The organism is Nitrospira sp. (genome assembly GCA_016715825.1).
Lineage (GTDB): Bacteria > Nitrospirota > Nitrospiria > Nitrospirales > Nitrospiraceae > Nitrospira_D.
Genome location: JADJXO010000001.1, coordinates 1,240,218 through 1,257,279, shown reverse-complemented (window position 1 = coordinate 1,257,279; position 17,062 = coordinate 1,240,218). Strand labels below are relative to the sequence as shown.

At 55.1% G+C, this 17,062-nt stretch carries 20 protein-coding genes and 2 pseudogenes; 9 read left to right on the top strand and 13 right to left on the bottom strand.

Annotated elements, in window-relative coordinates; genetic code table 11:
- Nucleotides 1-95: 95 nt before the first annotated feature.
- Nucleotides 96-542 carry a PEP-CTERM sorting domain-containing protein gene (locus IPM58_06070; protein MBK9306648.1) on the top strand — a complete coding sequence of 149 codons (447 nt, stop codon included), beginning with the start codon at nt 96-98 and terminating at the stop codon, nt 540-542.
- A gap of 147 nt (nt 543-689) precedes the next feature.
- The gene (locus tag IPM58_06065) at nt 690-1,664 is read left to right on the top strand and encodes a hypothetical protein (protein MBK9306647.1); all 975 of its coding nucleotides are present in this window, start codon (nt 690-692) and stop codon (nt 1,662-1,664) included.
- A 69-nt stretch (nt 1,665-1,733) separates the two neighbouring features.
- Here IPM58_06065 and IPM58_06060 read toward each other — a convergent pair whose 3' ends face one another.
- The 4 genes from IPM58_06060 to glgC form a co-directional block, all read right to left on the bottom strand.
- Nucleotides 1,734-2,462 carry a DEAD/DEAH box helicase gene (locus IPM58_06060; protein MBK9306646.1) on the bottom strand — a complete coding sequence of 243 codons (729 nt, stop codon included), beginning with the start codon at nt 2,460-2,462 and terminating at the stop codon, nt 1,734-1,736.
- A 162-nt stretch (nt 2,463-2,624) separates the two neighbouring features.
- Nucleotides 2,625-2,789 carry a hypothetical protein gene (locus IPM58_06055; protein MBK9306645.1) on the bottom strand — a complete coding sequence of 55 codons (165 nt, stop codon included), beginning with the start codon at nt 2,787-2,789 and terminating at the stop codon, nt 2,625-2,627.
- 96 nt (nt 2,790-2,885) lie between these two features.
- On the bottom strand, nt 2,886-4,745 hold the full coding sequence (locus IPM58_06050; GenBank protein MBK9306644.1) for a hypothetical protein: 1,860 nt from the start codon (nt 4,743-4,745) through the stop codon (nt 2,886-2,888).
- Nucleotides 4,720-5,958, bottom strand: coding sequence for a glucose-1-phosphate adenylyltransferase (gene glgC, locus IPM58_06045; protein MBK9306643.1), 1,239 nt, complete (start codon nt 5,956-5,958; stop codon nt 4,720-4,722). Before glgC ends, IPM58_06050 begins: the two co-directional genes overlap by 26 nt.
- 141 nt (nt 5,959-6,099) lie before the next feature.
- Between glgC and IPM58_06040 the strand changes: the two genes are divergently transcribed.
- From IPM58_06040 to IPM58_06020, 5 genes and pseudogenes are all read left to right on the top strand, one after another.
- The gene (locus tag IPM58_06040; GenBank protein MBK9306642.1) at nt 6,100-6,393 is read left to right on the top strand and encodes a hypothetical protein; all 294 of its coding nucleotides are present in this window, start codon (nt 6,100-6,102) and stop codon (nt 6,391-6,393) included.
- A 137-nt stretch (nt 6,394-6,530) separates the two neighbouring features.
- Nucleotides 6,531-7,319 (top strand): HEAT repeat domain-containing protein, encoded by a 789-nt coding sequence (locus IPM58_06035; GenBank protein MBK9306641.1) that lies wholly within the window; start codon nt 6,531-6,533, stop codon nt 7,317-7,319.
- A gap of 53 nt (nt 7,320-7,372) precedes the next feature.
- A pseudogene (gene def / locus IPM58_06030) lies at nt 7,373-7,917 on the top strand (peptide deformylase).
- Nucleotides 7,918-7,939: 22 nt separating this feature from the next.
- Entirely contained in the window at nt 7,940-9,664 is a 1,725-nt protein-coding gene (locus tag IPM58_06025; GenBank protein MBK9306640.1) for an ABC transporter ATP-binding protein, read from the top strand.
- A 293-nt stretch (nt 9,665-9,957) separates the two neighbouring features.
- A complete protein-coding gene (locus IPM58_06020) occupies nt 9,958-10,167 on the top strand; it encodes a hypothetical protein (GenBank protein ID MBK9306639.1) in 210 nt (69 codons plus the stop codon).
- A 55-nt stretch (nt 10,168-10,222) separates the two neighbouring features.
- On the opposite strand, the gene IPM58_06015 is transcribed toward IPM58_06020, so the two are convergent.
- The 9 genes and pseudogenes from IPM58_06015 to thiS all read right to left on the bottom strand — a co-directional run bounded on the left by IPM58_06015 (nt 10,223) and on the right by thiS (nt 15,840).
- Entirely contained in the window at nt 10,223-10,552 is a 330-nt protein-coding gene (locus IPM58_06015; GenBank protein ID MBK9306638.1) for a hypothetical protein, read from the bottom strand.
- Between the two features lie 80 nt (nt 10,553-10,632).
- Nucleotides 10,633-11,142, bottom strand: a complete 510-nt coding sequence (locus IPM58_06010) for a M67 family metallopeptidase (protein MBK9306637.1) — start codon at nt 11,140-11,142, stop codon at nt 10,633-10,635.
- A gap of 47 nt (nt 11,143-11,189) precedes the next feature.
- Nucleotides 11,190-11,993 (bottom strand): molybdopterin-synthase adenylyltransferase MoeB, encoded by an 804-nt coding sequence (moeB, locus tag IPM58_06005; protein MBK9306636.1) that lies wholly within the window; start codon nt 11,991-11,993, stop codon nt 11,190-11,192.
- 93 nt (nt 11,994-12,086) lie between these two features.
- Entirely contained in the window at nt 12,087-12,326 is a 240-nt protein-coding gene (locus IPM58_06000) for an NIL domain-containing protein (GenBank protein ID MBK9306635.1), read from the bottom strand.
- A 2-nt stretch (nt 12,327-12,328) separates the two neighbouring features.
- A complete protein-coding gene (locus tag IPM58_05995; protein ID MBK9306634.1) occupies nt 12,329-12,601 on the bottom strand; it encodes a MoaD/ThiS family protein in 273 nt (90 codons plus the stop codon).
- Nucleotides 12,598-13,848: a threonine synthase gene (locus IPM58_05990; GenBank protein MBK9306633.1), complete on the bottom strand. Its 1,251-nt coding sequence runs from the start codon at nt 13,846-13,848 to the stop codon at nt 12,598-12,600. Before IPM58_05990 ends, IPM58_05995 begins: the two co-directional genes overlap by 4 nt.
- 21 nt (nt 13,849-13,869) lie before the next feature.
- Nucleotides 13,870-14,688, bottom strand: coding sequence for a molybdopterin-synthase adenylyltransferase MoeB (moeB, locus tag IPM58_05985; protein MBK9306632.1), 819 nt, complete (start codon nt 14,686-14,688; stop codon nt 13,870-13,872).
- A gap of 24 nt (nt 14,689-14,712) precedes the next feature.
- Nucleotides 14,713-15,643 (bottom strand): annotated as a pseudogene (cysK, locus tag IPM58_05980) (cysteine synthase A).
- Nucleotides 15,640-15,840, bottom strand: a complete 201-nt coding sequence (thiS, locus tag IPM58_05975) for a sulfur carrier protein ThiS (protein MBK9306631.1) — start codon at nt 15,838-15,840, stop codon at nt 15,640-15,642. The pseudogene cysK and the gene thiS overlap by 4 nt, the downstream one beginning before the upstream one ends.
- 202 nt (nt 15,841-16,042) lie before the next feature.
- Between thiS and IPM58_05970 the strand changes: the two genes are divergently transcribed.
- Complete coding sequence (locus tag IPM58_05970; protein ID MBK9306630.1) at nt 16,043-16,420, top strand: hypothetical protein; 378 nt, start codon at nt 16,043-16,045, stop codon at nt 16,418-16,420.
- Nucleotides 16,421-16,515: 95 nt separating this feature from the next.
- The gene (locus IPM58_05965; protein ID MBK9306629.1) at nt 16,516-16,980 is read left to right on the top strand and encodes a phospholipase D family protein; all 465 of its coding nucleotides are present in this window, start codon (nt 16,516-16,518) and stop codon (nt 16,978-16,980) included.
- Nucleotides 16,981-17,062 lie beyond the last annotated feature (82 nt).

Below are 17,062 nucleotides of genomic sequence, written 5' to 3'. Positions count from 1 at the left end.
GAGCCATTGTGTTTACTGGGGCTGTAGGAAACTTCAATCTTAACGTGACTACCGGCGTGTCCTTCCCTCAGATGGGCTCTCCGAGCCAGCCCTTCATGGATTTGAATAGCATCAACCAATCCGGTGGTGCAGGTGGGACACTTGTCATCAGCTTGAGTCAGCAAGGGTTCACGACGGTCCCGAACGAAGCCTTTAATGCGAGCATCGGGGGGACCACGACAGCCGGAGGATCGATAAGCTATCAAACGTTCTGGGACCCAGGAAATGCCCTGTTTGCCCAGACCAATTCACTGACTAACTCTGGTGCAATCACCAACTCTCCTTTCGCCAATGCCAGGACCGGGCTTGGTGGAGGGGCAGGGCCTTTTTCCCTCACGCAGGTGATTACGATTACGCACACGGCGGGCAATCGGCTCACTTCATTTGATGCGGAGCTAAGTGTTCCTGAGCCGGCTTCTGTCCTTCTGCTTGGCATGGCATTGGTGGGACTGGGCATTTGGGGCCGGGAGAGCTTTCAGGACGCAGAGTTAAGTCGATATTAAGTTCGTAGTTGTGGTAAAGGCCACCTCGATCTCAGATCGAGGTGGCCTTTACTTTTTGCATCGATCCCAGATACGACCAGGCAAAAAAGCCGGAAAGATCTATCCAGAAGGTGTTGTCTCGGGTATGATCCTTCAACGGTAATCGAAATGAAACCCCTGAATCTGATCGTCTCATTCCTGCTCGTGGTTATCTTGGCGTTTGCCCCTGTCTCGCGTGGTTTTACGGAGGAAGTGTCGCCCAACAAGCGGGTGAAAGTAGAGCTTGGTCTTGGCACCTGGATCAGTGTCGGTGATACGCGCTGGAGTCATGATGCGTCAACCTCGTTTCCTCTAGGGAACCCCACGTCAAGACTGATATACACCGATCATTCCGTCAATGTCGTGGAGTTCACCGCGAAACTGTCCGTCGGGCCACGTTTTTTCGGACGGCTGAATGTCGGTGGCGCCGGCATCGGCGGCGGTCGGTTGGTCGACGATGATTTTCTCTCACCGGACAGGGGGAGCCCGTCCTTGCGAACGCATAGCGACATTGATGGGGCAAGCCTGTGGTATGTGAATGCCGATGTGGGAACGCGACTGACCAACCTTCCTAATGGCCGTGGAACCGTCGACGGCTTCGTCGGATTCCAATATTGGCGTCAGAAACATGAGGCCTACGGCGTTCGGCAGATCCATTGTTCGGCAGCGGGAACCGCTGTCGATTTGGATCCTATCAGTCCTGGGGTCGATCCCCTCTGCGCCCCCGGTGGGGCGCCGGTGAGCAATGCCGTCCTTGCCATCTCAAACACCAGTCCCTGGTATTCGCTTCGGACCGGTGTGCAGGGAGAATATCACGTGACTCGGTGGCTGAGTGGCCATGGCTCGGCGGTCCTGAAGCCGATCAATCTTTTTACGAATGAGGATACCCACCATCTACGGGTCGTGACCGGTGAGCTTCAAGATCCGGAGCTTCACCATGATGGGAGTGGGATTTGGAGCCGATGCCGATATCGGGGCGAAGCTGTATGTGACAAAGTACCTCGCGGTACAGGCGGGCTATCGGGTCTGGTGGAACCGCATGATCGACGGAACATGGGAAAGTCACGCGGCGAACGGACGATCCAGTTCGTTTCCACTGACTGAAATGCAATCCCTCCGCCATGGGCTGACTGCCGGGCTCACGCTGAACTTCTAGCAACCCAATCGCACAAGCTATCGTCTCGGCCGTCCTGAGGGGAGGGTTTCTTCTTCGTACTCAACGAAGAGCCGCTTGGCTTCAGGATGGATTTGATGGGGGTGTCCATACGGGATCTCCACCGTTCTGAACAGCGGAGATAATTTTCCGTTGGGATGGAGATAGCCGGCCCTGAGCGGGACGGTGCGCTTGCTATGCCGTACCAAGCGACAGGCGGTGGGCCGGATCGAGGTCAGCCAATCGGCAATGTCTTGCGGATTCCCGATCGAAGCGGAGAGCAACAGGAGTCTGGCCTGTGACGGGCAAAAGATGATGGTCTCCTCCCACACGACGCCGCGCTCAGGATCGGCCAGATACTGCGACTCATCCAAAATGACCAGTCCCAGCGTATCCAATCTGACATCGATTTCTCCGCCGGCTGCATCGTAGAGCAGATTGCGGAGAATTTCCGTTGTCATGATCAGCAGCGGGGCCTGGCTGTTTTCTTGACGGTCGCCGGTCAAAATGCCGACCGTATCTTTTCCAAACAGCCGAGAGAACTCCGTATATTTTGTGTTGGAGAGGGCCTTGAGTGGGGAGGTGTAGATAACGGTACGATTGTCCGCCATGGCGCGGCGAGCTGCATCGATGGCGACGTAGGTCTTGCCGCTTCCCGTCGGCACGCTGATCACGACGTCGGTTTCACTCACCGCAGACAGAGCTTCAGTCTGCCACGGATCCGGTATGAACGGCTGCGGAGTCGGCACGCCGATGCCTTCCAGCCAACTCGCAAGTGAGATGGAGGGCTCGTGTGACGGTGGAGGTGGAGGCTGCGTCTGCATCTTTTTCGGGTGATCGATGGAGGGGCTGGCATGCGTCGTCCGCTCGGTTCTGATGGAGCTTGTCGTTCCTCCAGCAGAGCCTGAAGATCAGATTCCGAGACCGGCGCGATTGTGACCTGAGTGTTGCAGCAGCAACTCGATCAGGCGTCGCTTGCCGGCGCGAAAGTGTCGCTGCACACGGCCGCGGGCCAAACGATGGAGCACCGCTACCGGCTGCTGCGCGAGGAGTCGTTCAAGTTCATCGGTGGTCATGTTTCTCTCGTGAAGCGTGAAGTGTGAAGCGTACGGGGAGGAGAGGAGGCTGGGAGTTGCTTACGTACGACGATTCACGAATGACAAGATACGCGTTCATGGGAGCTCCTCCAAGACTCCACGCCGGATCAGCGCGAGTGCTTGTGCCGCAGAATCTGCCAAGCCGGGATGGGTCGCTTTGAGTGTCTGTAATTGTGAGAGGTATTCGATCGTTCTGGCCAGGAGTCTGTAAATATCCCCTTCCGCCATGGTGGTAAGCCGGCAGAGCCCGATCCATGTGAGGGTCGGCTCAGCGATCCACCGTTCCGCCAAGGCCGCGACATCGGCGCGGAGAAGCGGAGGATCCTCGTGTGGCGTCAGATTCTCTGCGAGCTTGCGAACCTGCCTCAGCAGGGAACTTAAGTCTGGACTAATGCGTGGAAACGCTCCCGGGCGATCATCGTCGTGGGCCAAACTGGCCATGATGCCGGTGAGGAGCGACGGGTCCGCGCCGGTGAACGCCTCAGCTCGAATGAGCTCTGTGATCAAGAGCGAGTGATCGATACGAATCAGTCGTGCCCATTCTCCATCTGCCGTCAGTTGAGCGGTTGACGTCAAATATCCAAAAGTCTGCAGCACTTCGACGCGTTCTTGAAAGCGATGCCATAAACTGGTTCGCAGCGCTTGAATGGACTTCGTATGCCGATGCTGTTCTTGGCGAAGTCGAGAAGCGGTGAGAAAATCTTTTTGACAAGCTGGGCGTGATGAACAGGTCGGGCAGGGAAAATCGCCCAACGATTGCACGATCGCATCCGGAAGGGGTTCCACTGGTTGAGAGGCCAAAATCGGGAGGATGGGGAGTCGTGGCGGAAGGTCCTCTAACTGTTCGCTGAGCCGATCAAAAGTGTCTGTCGAGCACCAGGGATAGGCCGGACTCTCCACACAGTCGTAGGTGCGATCGTAGACTTCTTGCACGCTCGTGACCGGGCACTCAGTCACAGCGCCATCAGGCCGCAACATGGTCAGCATGGAGTTCTTCTGGCCTTTGCTCCGGTATTGCCTAAGGACGATTCCACGCCCTCGGTGAAGTCCCACTACTCGGCCGGGGGTGAGAAACGGCAATCGCGCGGCGATCTCAGGCGACTCCGAGCGATGAGTCTGATGTCGGGCAGGGCGTCGCTTCCTCACATGATCAAACGTTTGCCATTGTGTGATCCAATCGGTGCATTGCCGAGGGCCAAACGGTGCCAATTGCGTCTGAACCAGGTCCAATTTCTTTTCAATAAGCTCGGCACGTTGGTTGAGTTGGAATTGCGCGAAGCTCTTCGCCAGGATGCCGTGAATGTGCTCGTGCGGATGGGCTTTGAGGAGGTTGAGCACCATTGGATAGCTGATGGTAAATTGGCTGTCGATCGCTTCCGGTTGCCCCGTCAGTCCTTTAGTGAGGACGGTGAGGTCGATATAGGGAGAGGGCGTGATCACCGCAAACCCCACGTGATCTTTCCCCCGGCGCCCGGCCCGACCGGCGATCTGTTGGACTTCGCCGATCGTCAGGTCAGTGAAGTCGCGAGACTTGCGAATGCTGGATTGAGTGATCACCACCGTTCGCGCTGGAAAATCGACACCTGCCGCCAGCGTGGTGGTGGCGAATACGGCATCGAGATGGCCTTGTCGCATCAGCTCTTCGATCGCGATTTTCCAGGAGGGAAGGTGCCCGGCATGATGGGCAGCCACGCCGATCCGCTGTACGATGGGAATGAGAGGATGCTCGGCAATACTCGGGTACTGGGTGATGACTCGTTCGAGCGCAACGCCGATCGCCTCCTGCCGGACCGGCGGAAGCACGACGTCGGCGTGGTCGAAGGCCTCCATGGCTTCATCACAGGCTCGACGGGAGGTGAGAAACACGATGGCTGGGGTGAGATGCTTGTGGCGAAGGGCGGTGATCAGATCAACCGGATGAATCGACGGCGGCATGCAGTTTCATTCCCTTTGAGATCACTACGAGGCCGGAGTCGGTGACGGTAAAGCGCTGGGCATCGGCCTCTCTATTGTATCCGATTTCAGTGTGAGGGGGGATTGTCACATCCTTATCGATGATCGCGCGCCTGATTCGGCTGTGTTCACCGATCGTGACGTTTTCCATGATGATGGACTCCCGAACGTCCGCATGATCTTGCACCCGGACGTTCGGAGAGAGAATCGAATTCTGCACACGTCCGCCCGAGACGATGCAACCGCCACAGACGACCGAATCGAGAGCCACCCCCATGCGACCACCCTGGTAATCCTGGGCAAAGACGAATTTGGCAGGAGGAAACTGTCCTTGATAGGTTCGGATCGGCCAGTCTGCATCGTAGAGATTGAACTGGGGATCGACGGCGACCAAATCCATGTTGGCTTCCCAGTAAGCGTCCAGCGTGCCAATGTCACGCCAATATTGGACGGCCTTTCTATTGGCATCCTGAAACTTGAAGGCATACACCCGTTTCTGTTCGATCATGCGGGGGATGATGTTCTTCCCAAAGTCATGAGCCGTGCCTTCCTGCGCGTCGGCGATCAGATATTCGCGAAGCGCTTGGGTGCGGAAGAGGTAGATCCCCATCGAGGCGAAGGCATGGGTCGGATCGTTGGGTAGGGGGATAGGGTTCGCAGGTTTCTCATCGAACCGGGTAATCCGGTAGTCTTCGTCGACGGCGATGACGCCAAATCGGGTGGCGTCCTGGACCGGGATATCGATGGCTCCAACCACCACATCCGCGCTTTTGGCGATGAGCCAATGGAACATCTCCGCATAGTTCATTTTGTAAATATGGTCACCGGCCAAGATCAGCAGATACTGCGGATTCTCGCCGTCGATCAGGAACATATTCTGATACACGGCGTCGGCTGTCCCCCGGTACCAGTCTTCGCTGATCCGTTGCTGCGGAGGGACGGATGCGATGTATTCGCCGAGTTCAGCGTTGAGCACATTCCAGCCAACTCGGATATGGCGATCGAGCGAGTGCGATTTGTACTGGATCAGCACGACGATCTTGCGGAGCCCAGAATTGATACAATTGCTCAGCGTGAAATCGATGATGCGGTACTTCCCCCCGAAGGGGACGGCGGGTTTTGCACGTTGGTCTGTGAGAGGAAACAGGCGCTCGCCTTTCCCACCGGCCAGGACCATCGTGAAAATGTTCTTCACAGACCGGATTCTAGCAGGACGACCGTGAAATAGAAAGGAAGCGGAATCGTTGACTTCCTCCGGCCTGCGGATAATACTAGCCCTAGGCTGAACGGTCGGCAGGTTGATCAAACATCTAGAGCACGGAGTAAAGGAGTCAGCATGAAGCGAGATGTGGTTGTCGCTGCCCTCCCCCAAAATCCGATGAAACGACCGACGAAGGTCGTGGCGAAATCTGCCGAGGGTGGGACCAATATTGCAGGGCGGTTGGAACGGTTGGAAGAGCAGATGCAAAAGCTGTCCGAACTGGTCAGGGACCACGCTGAAGATATGGATCGCCTGGTCCGGATCGTGGCCGAAAACCGGGATGTGATTCGCCAGCAGCTGGTTCGTAAGCATCATGAAAAGGTCAGAGTTAGGAGACATCTGCGCGCGACGGATGATCTGATAGACTAACCTCTCCTGCTTGTGGAACGAGTGCGCTAATCTGCGCTAGCCTACCGGTTCTTCGTCCTATCAGGTGTCGAGGGTTTCCTGCAGGGCTCCAAATGACAATCTGGGATTTGAACGATGAGTAAGGGAGTGGAAGTATCGTGATCAAAACTCTCAGCATGGTTGCAATCATTCTATGCGGATTTGTAGGGGCAGAGACCCTGCAGGCATTCTCTGACCATTCTCCACTGGTATGGCAGATTCAACTGCCCTATGAGGCTCCACCAGAAAATCCTGAGGTTCCGGACGTGTCGGTTCCTCCTAACACGGCTCCGCTCGGTCCGGAGGAGCTGCAACGTGCAGAGGCGTTGCTCCCGTTATTAGAGGGAAAACAGGAATTTTGGGCCATGGGCGAGTTCGTCCATCTTGGTGAATCGTCTGTCCCCGTTTTAGTCAAGGCCTTGACGATGCCCAGTCCGCGGATCCGCTACAATGCGATCGAAACGGTATTGATGATGAAAGGTGTGCAGGGAGTTCCAGCGCTTCTGGCGACTGCCAAAGAACCCAACGAAATCCCGCGAGTCCGTGAACATGCCTTGCGAGTTGCCGTTCGCCTCGATCCTGCCCAAGCGCCGGATGCTATTGCTGTGATGGCGACGGATCTGAATCCATCTGTCCGAAAGAGCGCGGCCTTTGAAGCGAGATATGTGCGGCAGAAGACCGTCATCCCCATTCTCATTCCAATGATCAGTGATGAGGAGCGCTTTGTGGCACTCTCGGCCCTGCAATCACTCTGGATCCTGACACGCCACGAGACGGAATCTCACGATTGGGAAACGTCGACTAAACAGGACCGTGCGGCATGGTCGAGTGAATGGACCGAGTGGTGGGAAGACAATCGAGAGGTCTTTGAGATTCCCGAACCGAAGCGGTCGAGGAGGAGTTCGTAGCGGCTGCCCGGACGTTGCGGGTCGGAAGGTGCCTATGTTACGAATAGATTGTTATGAAGACGAAAACGGCAGCCATGCTCAAAATTGCCAAACTCGGGAATCCGATCCTGAGGAAAATTGCCGCTCCGATCGATCCACGAGAAATTAAGTCGTCGGACATCCAGCGGTTGATCGACGACATGTTCGACACGATGTACGACGAGCCGGGGATAGGGTTGGCCGCGCCCCAGGTCTCACGCTCGATTCAATTGGTCGTCATGGGATGTAAAGGTGAAGGAGGATTTCCCGAGACGGTCCTCATCAATCCCTCGATCGTGTACTATGGGCCTGAACAGGTTGAAAACTGGGAAGGTTGTTTGAGCGTCGACGGACTGCGGGAAAGGTGACCAGGCCGTCCCTCGTGCGCGTCAAAGCGCTTGATCGGAAGGGGAAAGCGTTGGATTTTGAAGCGACCGGTCTCTATGCCGTCTGTATTCAACACGAAGTCGATCATTTGATCGGAAAAGTCTTTCTGGACCGCATGACCGACATGTCTACCCTCACGCAGCTTGACGAGTTTGCGCAGTACTGGCAGAAAGAGCCTACGAACGTGATTTGATGCCTTCCGTGTCTGATCGATTGTGAAGTCTCTCTATCGTGTCCTGCAATATCTCCGTCCTCACCGTCGTCTTGCGATCACGACGCTGATCTGCGCGGCTTGCGCGACGGCAATGGAATTAGTTCCTCCCTGGGTCATCAAAATCATTATCGACGACGTGATCCAAGCGAAGCAGGCGTCGTTGCTGCCATGGGCGATCGGTCTGCTGGTCGGCGCCTATGTGTTCAAGAACGTCTTTGCTTCCCTGCGTATCCGGCTCAACAACCTACTCGAACAGCGAGTCGTACACGATCTTCGCCGCCAAATCTTTTCCGCCCTCCAGCGACTCTCCATCACCTATTTTGAGAATCGGTCGACGGGCGAGATTATGTCGCGAGTGACCAACGACACGGAACATGTCGAGCGGATCTTTATCGATGGCCTCGAGGGCATGTTGACCGCCTCGCTCACGCTGATTGGGATCACGGGGCTGTTGTTCATGCTCAACTGGAAGCTGGCCGCTCTGTCCCTCCTGCCGATTCCGGTGCTCGCTCTGTCCGCGAGCTGGTTCACGTCAAGAGTGCATGGGTACTATCGAGAGACCAGGCAGAGTGCAGCGGAACTGAACGGCTACTTACAGGATGCCTTGTCAGGAATCAGGGAAACGATGGGGTTTGGGCGTCAAGGGCATGAAGAGACGAGGTTCAATAGGCTGAGTCAAACCTATAGCGACAAGAATCTCCAAGCGATGGTGCTGTGGTCGGTCTATTCACCGGCTATGATTCTTGTCGGCGCCTTCGGGACCGTGCTCATTCTCTGGCATGGGGCCGGAGAGGTGATCGAAGGACGGCTTACGCTCGGCGAGTTGGTGTTGTTTTTATCTTATCTGGCGATGTTCTATGTGCCCATCAATCAGATCCATTCCGTCAATCACATGCTGCAACATGCGTTAGCGGCGAGTGAGCGGGTCTTCGATGTGTTGGATACGATACCAGAAGTTGCCGATCGTTCCGGGGCGGAGGCTCCTGTCCATCGTGCTCAGGGAGAGGTGCGATTCGATCAGGTGCAGTTCCATTATCGACCGGATGTTCCAGTCTTGAGAGGATTCTCAGTGACGGTGTCGGCTGGTGAGCGGGTTGCTCTGGTTGGGATGAGCGGGGCCGGGAAAAGCACACTGTTAAAGTTATTGATGCGGTTCTATGACGTGAGCGACGGAGTGATCTCCATCGACGGAACTGATATCCGCGATCTTCCCATCGCCTATCTACGGCAGCAGATCGGGTTTGTGCAACAGGAGCCGTTTTTGTTCAATGGAACGGTCAGAAATAACCTCCTGTACGGTGATTTGGCAGCCGATCAAGATCGACTGGAGGTAGCGGCCCGTGCAGCGAGAGCACATGACTTTATTACGGCATTACCGGAAGGATACGACACATGGATCGGGGAACGTGGGGTGAAGTTGTCGGTCGGGCAAAAACAACGGGTCTCAATCGCACGGACGCTGTTGAAAGATCCGCCCATCGTGATTTTTGATGAGGCGACTTCCAATATCGATACTGAGACGGAGGTGAAAATCCGTGAGGCGTTGAATGAACTGACGGCGGGGAGAACCACGTTCATCATCGCGCACCGGCTGTCCACACTCCATGATGTCGACCGGATCCTGGTACTCGATCGCGGGAGGCTGGTGGAGCAGGGGCGACATGATGAATTGCTCAGTCGTGGCGGAGTGTATGCCGGTCTCTACGAGGCTCAATTTCAAGCCTAGTGAGGAGAAAGCTCCTTCTGTCTTTTGGTAGTTGCGAGTCCAAAGAGGTGGTCGTTATACTCGATAAGACTCACAAATGGATAGGGTTGAGAGATGGTCTTGCTGTACGAGAATGATCCATTAGATGACGAGCATGCACGAGGTCGGTTCTACCATGTGTGTCGAGGCCGTCTCGATCGGACACCATTAAGCGTCCCACCCCCAGAGAGTCCGTACGAATGTCCGCAATGTGGAATTGATCTCGAAGCCGAAGACTTCTTCATGGCCCTTCAGAAAGGATCGGTGTAGAACGCATGGCCGGAAGCGTGGGAAGAAAAACAGTCGGGGTGTCACGGGGGTTGATGATGTTGTGCGAGACCTGTTATGCCCAGGTCATTGCGGATAAGCTCACCGACGAGAAGAATTTTGTGGCAGATGCAGACACGCTCTTCGATACCATCTGTGTCGGTTGCACCGATATCAATCGCCCCCTCATCGACGACATGGCCGGCAGTGGAGAGTAATGGAGAAGCGTTGTTCGTGAAGCGTGACGTGATGACAATGGTGCGGTGATATTTATCAGTCTTTGCATTCCACTCCGTTGAAATGCATGCAGGTCGATTCGCCTGATTTGACCTTCCAGGTTTTGAGAATAGGTATTTGATCCTCCCCTTTCCAGTCAACCACAAAATCAACCAACCCAGAAACCGGAAGCTTTTCCATGTGGGGTCGCGCGACCTCGGGGACATCGATGTAGAACACGCCACCAAGCTGTGAAATCAGGATACGGTGCTGTTCAACGTCGATGTAGATGACCGGGCTATAGAAACTTTTCTCCTCAGCGTCACTCATGCTGGCAAGTCCAAACAGCAGCAGTGTCGCGAGGAGCGTGGCGGGCAAGAGTCGCATCGCAGTCACTCCGTCCATGGATTACCGATGTGGCGACATTAGCACAACCACCGGCTGAGAAGAAATGTGGACGAGGTAGGTCAGCGAATCACAAAATCAGTAGGGGAGACTTGTCCCGATTTGATCCAGTAGCACCGTACATCGGGCGTAGGGTTCATGAGAGAAACAAGAAGGTAGGCAGGAATAGGGAGATTGATCTTGGGCCAAATTTCTTCATAGTCACTGGCGATCTTGATGTCGGTGACCGAGGGGCGGGCTGGGTCATGGGGATGCGAGTGGTAGACGACTCGTAGGTCGAGCCCTCGATTCCGCATGTCCTTCTTCGCGGTCGAGAAGTCCTGCATGTCCATGACAAAGGCAATCTCCGCGCGTTCATCCGGTGTGAGCCGTTCGAGATGCGCGGCCTTGGCTGCATCGAAGGAGGAGAGATTGTGAGCACCTTCCATCGCGACGATGTTCTTAATGCGATACAGGTGGCTGACGACACCGTTGGTTCCAGCCAGCAGTCCACAGCATTCATGCGGAGTGAGTTCCTTCGCGTGGGCAATGATGTCGTCGATTATTGTCTTGGGAATGACCAGATCCGTCACAGTAGTCTTTACGCTTCACGTTTCACGAGTGATGCTTCACGCAGTTATCAGATGGTGCAGCTGACGGTGTAGTCCAAACTCAGATCCTTAATTTTCGGATTGGGTCCGCACAATGGGCAGGTAGGATCCTTGGGTCGGCTGACCTTTCTGAACTTCATGTCCAGCGCGTCATAGATCACAAGCTTGTCGGCGACCGTTTCTCCAATGCCGAGGATTTCCTTGATGGCTTCGGAAGCCTGAAGGATACCCATCGTCCCGGCTAGAACACCCAGGACTCCGGCCTCCTGGCAATTCGGCACCAGTCCGGCCGGTGGAGGCTCGGGGTAGAGGCAGCGGTAGCAAGGATAGCCTTGGTGTGGCTTGATGGTCGTCAGTTGGCCCTCAAACCGAAACATGCTGGCGGAGATGAGTGTTTTCTTAGCAAAGAAACAGGCGTCGTTGACCAGGAAACGCGTGGTGAAGTTATCAGAGCCGTCGAGAACGATGTCGTATTGCGAGACCAGCGACAAGATGTTGTCGGCATCGACCAGCTGGTGATAGGCGTTGACGGTGATATCTGGATTGATGGCTGAAAGAGTCTTTCGCCCCGACTCCACCTTCGGCTCCCCGAGTGTGGCGGTCGAGTGCATGATTTGCCGTTGCAGATTCGACAGGTCGACGACATCTCCATCGACGAGACCGATCGTGCCGATCCCGGCAGCGGCAAGGTACAGACCGGCTGGAGACCCTAACCCGCCTGCACCGATCAACAGCACCTTCGCTCGCTTGAGCTTGAGTTGTCCTTTGCCGCCGACATCCTGAAGAATGATGTGTCGGCTATAGCGTTGAATTTCTGGTTCGGTGAGTTCCATGATCTGTCGTTGAGGGGTGAAGCGTTAGGCGTCAGGCGCCATTTCCGTGCCGTTTTTACCCCTTACGCCTCGCTCCTTACCCTTCACCTGTCATTATTCCACGACATTCAATTCGATTGGGTCGACGACACAGCCCTTGGCTCGGAGCCCAGCGATGGCCCGTTCAATTTCCGCCGTATCACCTGAGAACTCCACGTCCGCCCAGCCAGTGGTCTCACGAACGTCCGCTCGTCGGACATCGGTGACGACGTTATATTCGCGACCGATTTGATAAATAATCGGCTGCCTGATCTTCTCTTCCGGAAAACGGATATGGAAGCGCAAGTGTGACATGGTTACCCTCCCGCGATCGCTGGGACGATGGAAACCTCGTCGCCGTCCTTGAGGGAGGTCTCTTTCCCCTTGAGAAAGCGAATATCTTCTTCATTCACATAAATGTTGACGAAGCGACGGAGTTCTCCTGTTTCGTCGCAGAGACGATCTTTGATGCCGGGATGGGCGTTGTTCAACGTCTCAATCATTTCAAGGACACTGGCAGCTTTGGTTTCCACCTCTCCCTGACCCTTGGTCAGGGGGCGAAGCGGAGTCGGAATACGAACCTTAATCATGCGTCACCACCACCATTCTTTCCCATTTTAAATGTCTTTTCAAAGTCGACCAGGCTGGGCTGAATTCGAACCGGACGACCGACCGAGTCGATCACCGCTTCCTGCGTCTTTAAGCCATTACCGGTCACGTAGGCCACTGTGACCTCGTCTTTCTTGATGATTCCCTGCTTCACGAGTTTTTTGAGTACGCCGATCGTGACACCGCCCGCCGTTTCCGCGAAGATGCCTTCGGTTTGGGCCAGCAACTGGATGCCTTCGACGACTTCTTCGTCCGTCACCATGTCCATGGCTCCGTGACTTTCAGCGGTGGCTTTGAGGGCATAGTAGCCATCAGCTGGGTTCCCGATGGCAAGAGACTTGGCAATCGTCTGCGGTTTGACCGGCTTGAAGAAATCTCGTCCCGCTTTGAATGCCGTGGAGATCGGTGAACAACCTTCTGCTTGGGCGCCGTTGATCTTTGTGCGAACATCATCGATGAGGCCCAAGGCCTTCATCTCATGCAGGCCTTTCCAAATCTTGGTCAACAGTGAGCCGGATGCCATCGGAATGACAACCTGATCCGGTGTTTTCCATCCCAGTTGTTCCACAGTTTCAAAGGCAAGTGTCTTTGAGCCTTCGGCATAATAGGGACGGATGTTGATGTTCACGAACGCCCATCCGTGCTCGCCCGCGATCTCGCTGCACAGCCGGTTGACATCGTCGTAGTTGCCTTCGATCTCGACGACATGTGGTCGATAAATCAAATTGCCCAGGACCTTTGCCGCCTCTAGGTCGCCGGGAATAAAGACGTAGCAATGTAAGTTTGCCGAGGCCGCGTGGGCAGACACGGAGTTCGCCAAGTTACCGGTGGAGGCGCAAGCGACTGTTTCAAATCCAAGTTCACGCGCGCGTGTCAGCGCGACGGCGACAACACGATCCTTGAAGGAAAGGGTCGGGTGGTTCACCGTATCGTTTTTGATATAGAGTTCGTCGAGCCCAAGATAGGCCCCGAGATTCTTGGCACGCACGAGGGGGGTAAACCCCGCATGCGGTCCGACGAAATTCGTGCCTTCGACCGGCAGCAGGTCGAGGTAGCGCCACATGCTGTGCGGGCCGTCCGCGATCTTCTTACGAGAAATGGTCTTCTTGATCTCGTCGTAGTTATACTTCACTTCGAGCGGGCCGAAGCACATCTCGCAGACATGGATCGCTTTCGTCGGATATTCCTTGCCGCATTCCCGGCAAACCAGCGCTTTCATTTTACTCATGGTGGCACCGCCTTCGTTACTCTATGTCGATGGACGCACGGCGCATCCGGCATATGGATCCCCATCGTCGAACAACTCAGTAATCGTCGGATGTTCCCCGCAGAGCGCACAATTCGGGTTACGTCGGATCCTGATCTCTCGAAATTGGGTTTTACGAGCGTCGAAGTCGAGTAAGCGATCGGTCAACGGGCGTCCGACCCCAAGAATGAGCTTCAACGCCTCCGTCGCTTGAATCGTTCCGATAATACCCGCCAACACCCCGATGACGCCAGCTTCTTGACAGGAGGCGACCAAGCCGGGTGGAGGAGGGGCTTTGAACACGCAACGATAGCAGGCCGATTTCTTTGGAATGATAGTGGTGACGCGGCCGTCGAAACGGAGAATGCCTCCATGAATCAGCGGCTTCTCGGCGAAAAAGCAGGCATCGTTGATGAGGAACTTTGCCGGGAAATTATCGACACCATCGATGACGACATCATAGTCACCGATAATCTTGAGCGCATTTCCAGCCGTAAGGCGTTCCTCGTACATTGAAACGGAGACATCTGGGTTCAGTGCCTGGATCTTTTCTTTTCCCGACTGCACCTTTGGACGTCCCACGTCGGGCGTATGGTGGAAGATCTGGCGCTGGAGGTTGGTCAGATCCACGACATCACTGTCGATCAACCCAATCGTGCCCACTCCTGCTGCAGCCAGATACAGCGCAGCCGGTGAGCCGAGACCACCGGCACCGACGAGAAGAATTCGAGACTTGGCGATTTTCTTCTGTCCCTTGCCGCCGACTTCCGGCAGCAAAATATGCCGGCTATAGCGATTTATTTGCTCTTCAGTGAATTCCATCTTCGTCGCTCGTCGTTCTACGTTGAGATTTTGAAAAATACTCTCAATGCTGATGTAACGCTCGCCCGTATCACATAGGATAGTGACGACGTTCTTGCCGGGACCTAATTCCTCCTCAACTTTCTGTGCGGCAAACACGTTTGCGCCAGCGGAGATTCCAACGAGCAACCCTTCTTTCTTCGATAATTGCTTGGCGGTCTGATACGCCTCATCGTCCGTCACGGTGATCACGCGGTCGAGAATGGTTCGGTTCAGGACTTTTGGAATAAAGCCTGCCCCGATCCCCTGGATCTTATGGGGGCCTGGGTCACCTCCTGACAAAACCGGGGAGGTCGCCGGTTCAACGGCAATCACTTTAACGTGTGGATTTCGTTCTTTAAAGACTTCTCCACAGCCCGTGATGGTGCCACCAGTTCCGACCGCGGCCACGAACGCATCGATTTTTCCTCCGAGCGCATCCCAGATTTCCAACGCCGTCGTCGTTTTGTGGATCGCTGGGTTGGCCGGGTTCGAGAATTGATCCGGCATAAAGTAAGACGGGTTCTGTGCCAGGATACTTTCTGCCTCTTTGATTGAACCCTTCATGCCTTCCCAAGCCGGCGTTAAGACTAGCTGGGCCCCATAGGATGAGAGCAGGCTAGCCCGTTCCATACTCATGCTCTCAGGCATCACGAGGATCAACTTGTACCCGCGTACTGCAGCGACAAGGGCCAGACCGATACCTGTATTCCCGCTGGTTGGCTCGACGATGGTTCCGCCAGGCTTCAGTTTGCCTTGCCGTTCCGCCTCGTTGATCATGTTGAGGCAGATTCGATCTTTGACGCTGCCTCCAGGATTGAAAAACTCGACTTTCCCATAGATCGGTCGCCGATCCATCTTTGGAAAGACGGTTCAACCGCACGAGCGGAGTGTTGCCGATGAGTTCCGTGATGTTCTTGTACGATGATGTACTCACCGACCGCCCCCCATATAGAAGAGAAACTCCACCTGGTCCCCTTCATTGAGGCGGGTCGTGGCAAGATCATCGCGTTCCAGCACCTTGTCGTTGACCTCAACCGCGACCATCTGGGGCTCGATCTTCTTCACGTTCAATAAGTCGAGGACTGTTCCGGCCTGGATCTCCTCAGGCTTCCCATTGATTTTGACCTGCACAAATTCTCCCAAGTTGGCTTATAGATTGAAGTTTTTGAACGTATCAAAGGGACGTGTTGCTTGTCAAGGCTGGTTCACCCCGTGTGGAGAACATGAAGCGGTGATTGTCGTCACCGAGGCCCGAATTTTCAACCAGCGGCAATCATGCTTACTTGACTTTGGGATGCGTGGTCGCCATTATGCCGCCTGCAGGATACATGGGATGTGGAAAAAGAATTTCCTCTTTCGTGCCACGGAGTCGACTCCTTTAAGCCAGTCCGAGAATGAGCTGTTCCACGACACTGAACCGGCGCTGGACAGCGCTGGGCTGGTCTTGGAGAAGTTCCTCTCTGTGTGGGTCCAGGGCGAGGGGACAGAAGAAACTCCGTCTACTTTTACGAATATGTATGTCCGGACCGCAATGTTGGATGTCACCAAGCATGTAAGCCTTCTGCAACCACTCCAAGGCCGATCTCACCAGATCAAACAGCTTCTCCTGCCGGAGCAGAAGCAATATCTTCGGCAATGGCTTGTCCTACATGCGCCACAAGCCTGGGGGGCCTCGGAAGACCATTTTCATGATCTTTTCGAGCTGGAGTAAGGTGATCTTGCCCCCCGGCCATGCAGGTGTCTCATTAGGGGACTCTCTGTGACGTTGCTCGCTGTCGTCCTGTTCGGACCAATCCGGATGTGACCTTGACCTCAGCGGTGGAGGTGTGGTATGGGCCGGACGATCGACCGCTTGAGCATCTTGTGCAGACGTACGATCGTGCCAAACGGTATATCTTTGTGGCAGTCTATGGATTAACGTCCCCTCTGACGGTGAAGGCGCTGGTAGGGGCGAAAAAACGCGGGGTGGATGTCCGTGTCCTCACGGATCGTCAACGATTGAATGATCCGAAGCAGAAGACGGCGCTGTCGGCTCTGCGTGAAGCGGGGATTCCCATCAAGATCAATCGACACGATGCGCTCATGCATCTGAAACAGGTCGTCATCGACGACGAGGTAAATACCAACGGCTCAATGAATCAGACGACCAGCGGCAATCGCTACAACGATGAGCGGCTGGATGTCATCAGAGACCATGCCATCACGGTGAAGGCACGAGAAAAGTTTCTCTCACTGTGGAAGGACCAAGAACGATTCCAGGATTGGAAATGAAAAGCGATCCATGTGGTCGTGGGTGGATGGACTAGTTCGATCCCCAGTGTTCATGAATGGCGATAGGGTAGGCCGGGGAAGC

Excerpts from the sequence above, each read along its gene's own strand:
- IPM58_06015 (MBK9306638.1), bottom strand. The coding sequence starts at position 10,552 with ATGCGACTCTTGCCCGCCACGCTCCTCGCGACACTGCTGCTGTTTGGA.
- IPM58_06020 (MBK9306639.1), top strand. The coding sequence starts at position 9,958 with ATGGCCGGAAGCGTGGGAAGAAAAACAGTCGGGGTGTCACGGGGGTTG.
- IPM58_05970 (MBK9306630.1), top strand. The coding sequence starts at position 16,043 with ATGTGGAAAAAGAATTTCCTCTTTCGTGCCACGGAGTCGACTCCTTTA.
- IPM58_06050 (MBK9306644.1), bottom strand. The coding sequence starts at position 4,745 with ATGCCGCCGTCGATTCATCCGGTTGATCTGATCACCGCCCTTCGCCAC.
- IPM58_06040 (MBK9306642.1), top strand. The coding sequence starts at position 6,100 with ATGAAGCGAGATGTGGTTGTCGCTGCCCTCCCCCAAAATCCGATGAAA.
- IPM58_06065 (MBK9306647.1), top strand. The coding sequence starts at position 690 with ATGAAACCCCTGAATCTGATCGTCTCATTCCTGCTCGTGGTTATCTTG.
- IPM58_06000 (MBK9306635.1), bottom strand. The coding sequence starts at position 12,326 with ATGTCACACTTGCGCTTCCATATCCGTTTTCCGGAAGAGAAGATCAGG.
- moeB (MBK9306632.1), bottom strand. The coding sequence starts at position 14,688 with ATGGAATTCACTGAAGAGCAAATAAATCGCTATAGCCGGCATATTTTG.
- IPM58_05990 (MBK9306633.1), bottom strand. The coding sequence starts at position 13,848 with ATGAGTAAAATGAAAGCGCTGGTTTGCCGGGAATGCGGCAAGGAATAT.
- moeB (MBK9306636.1), bottom strand. The coding sequence starts at position 11,993 with ATGGAACTCACCGAACCAGAAATTCAACGCTATAGCCGACACATCATT.
- IPM58_05995 (MBK9306634.1), bottom strand. The coding sequence starts at position 12,601 with ATGATTAAGGTTCGTATTCCGACTCCGCTTCGCCCCCTGACCAAGGGT.
- IPM58_06070 (MBK9306648.1), top strand. The coding sequence starts at position 96 with ATGGATTTGAATAGCATCAACCAATCCGGTGGTGCAGGTGGGACACTT.
- IPM58_06055 (MBK9306645.1), bottom strand. The coding sequence starts at position 2,789 with ATGACCACCGATGAACTTGAACGACTCCTCGCGCAGCAGCCGGTAGCG.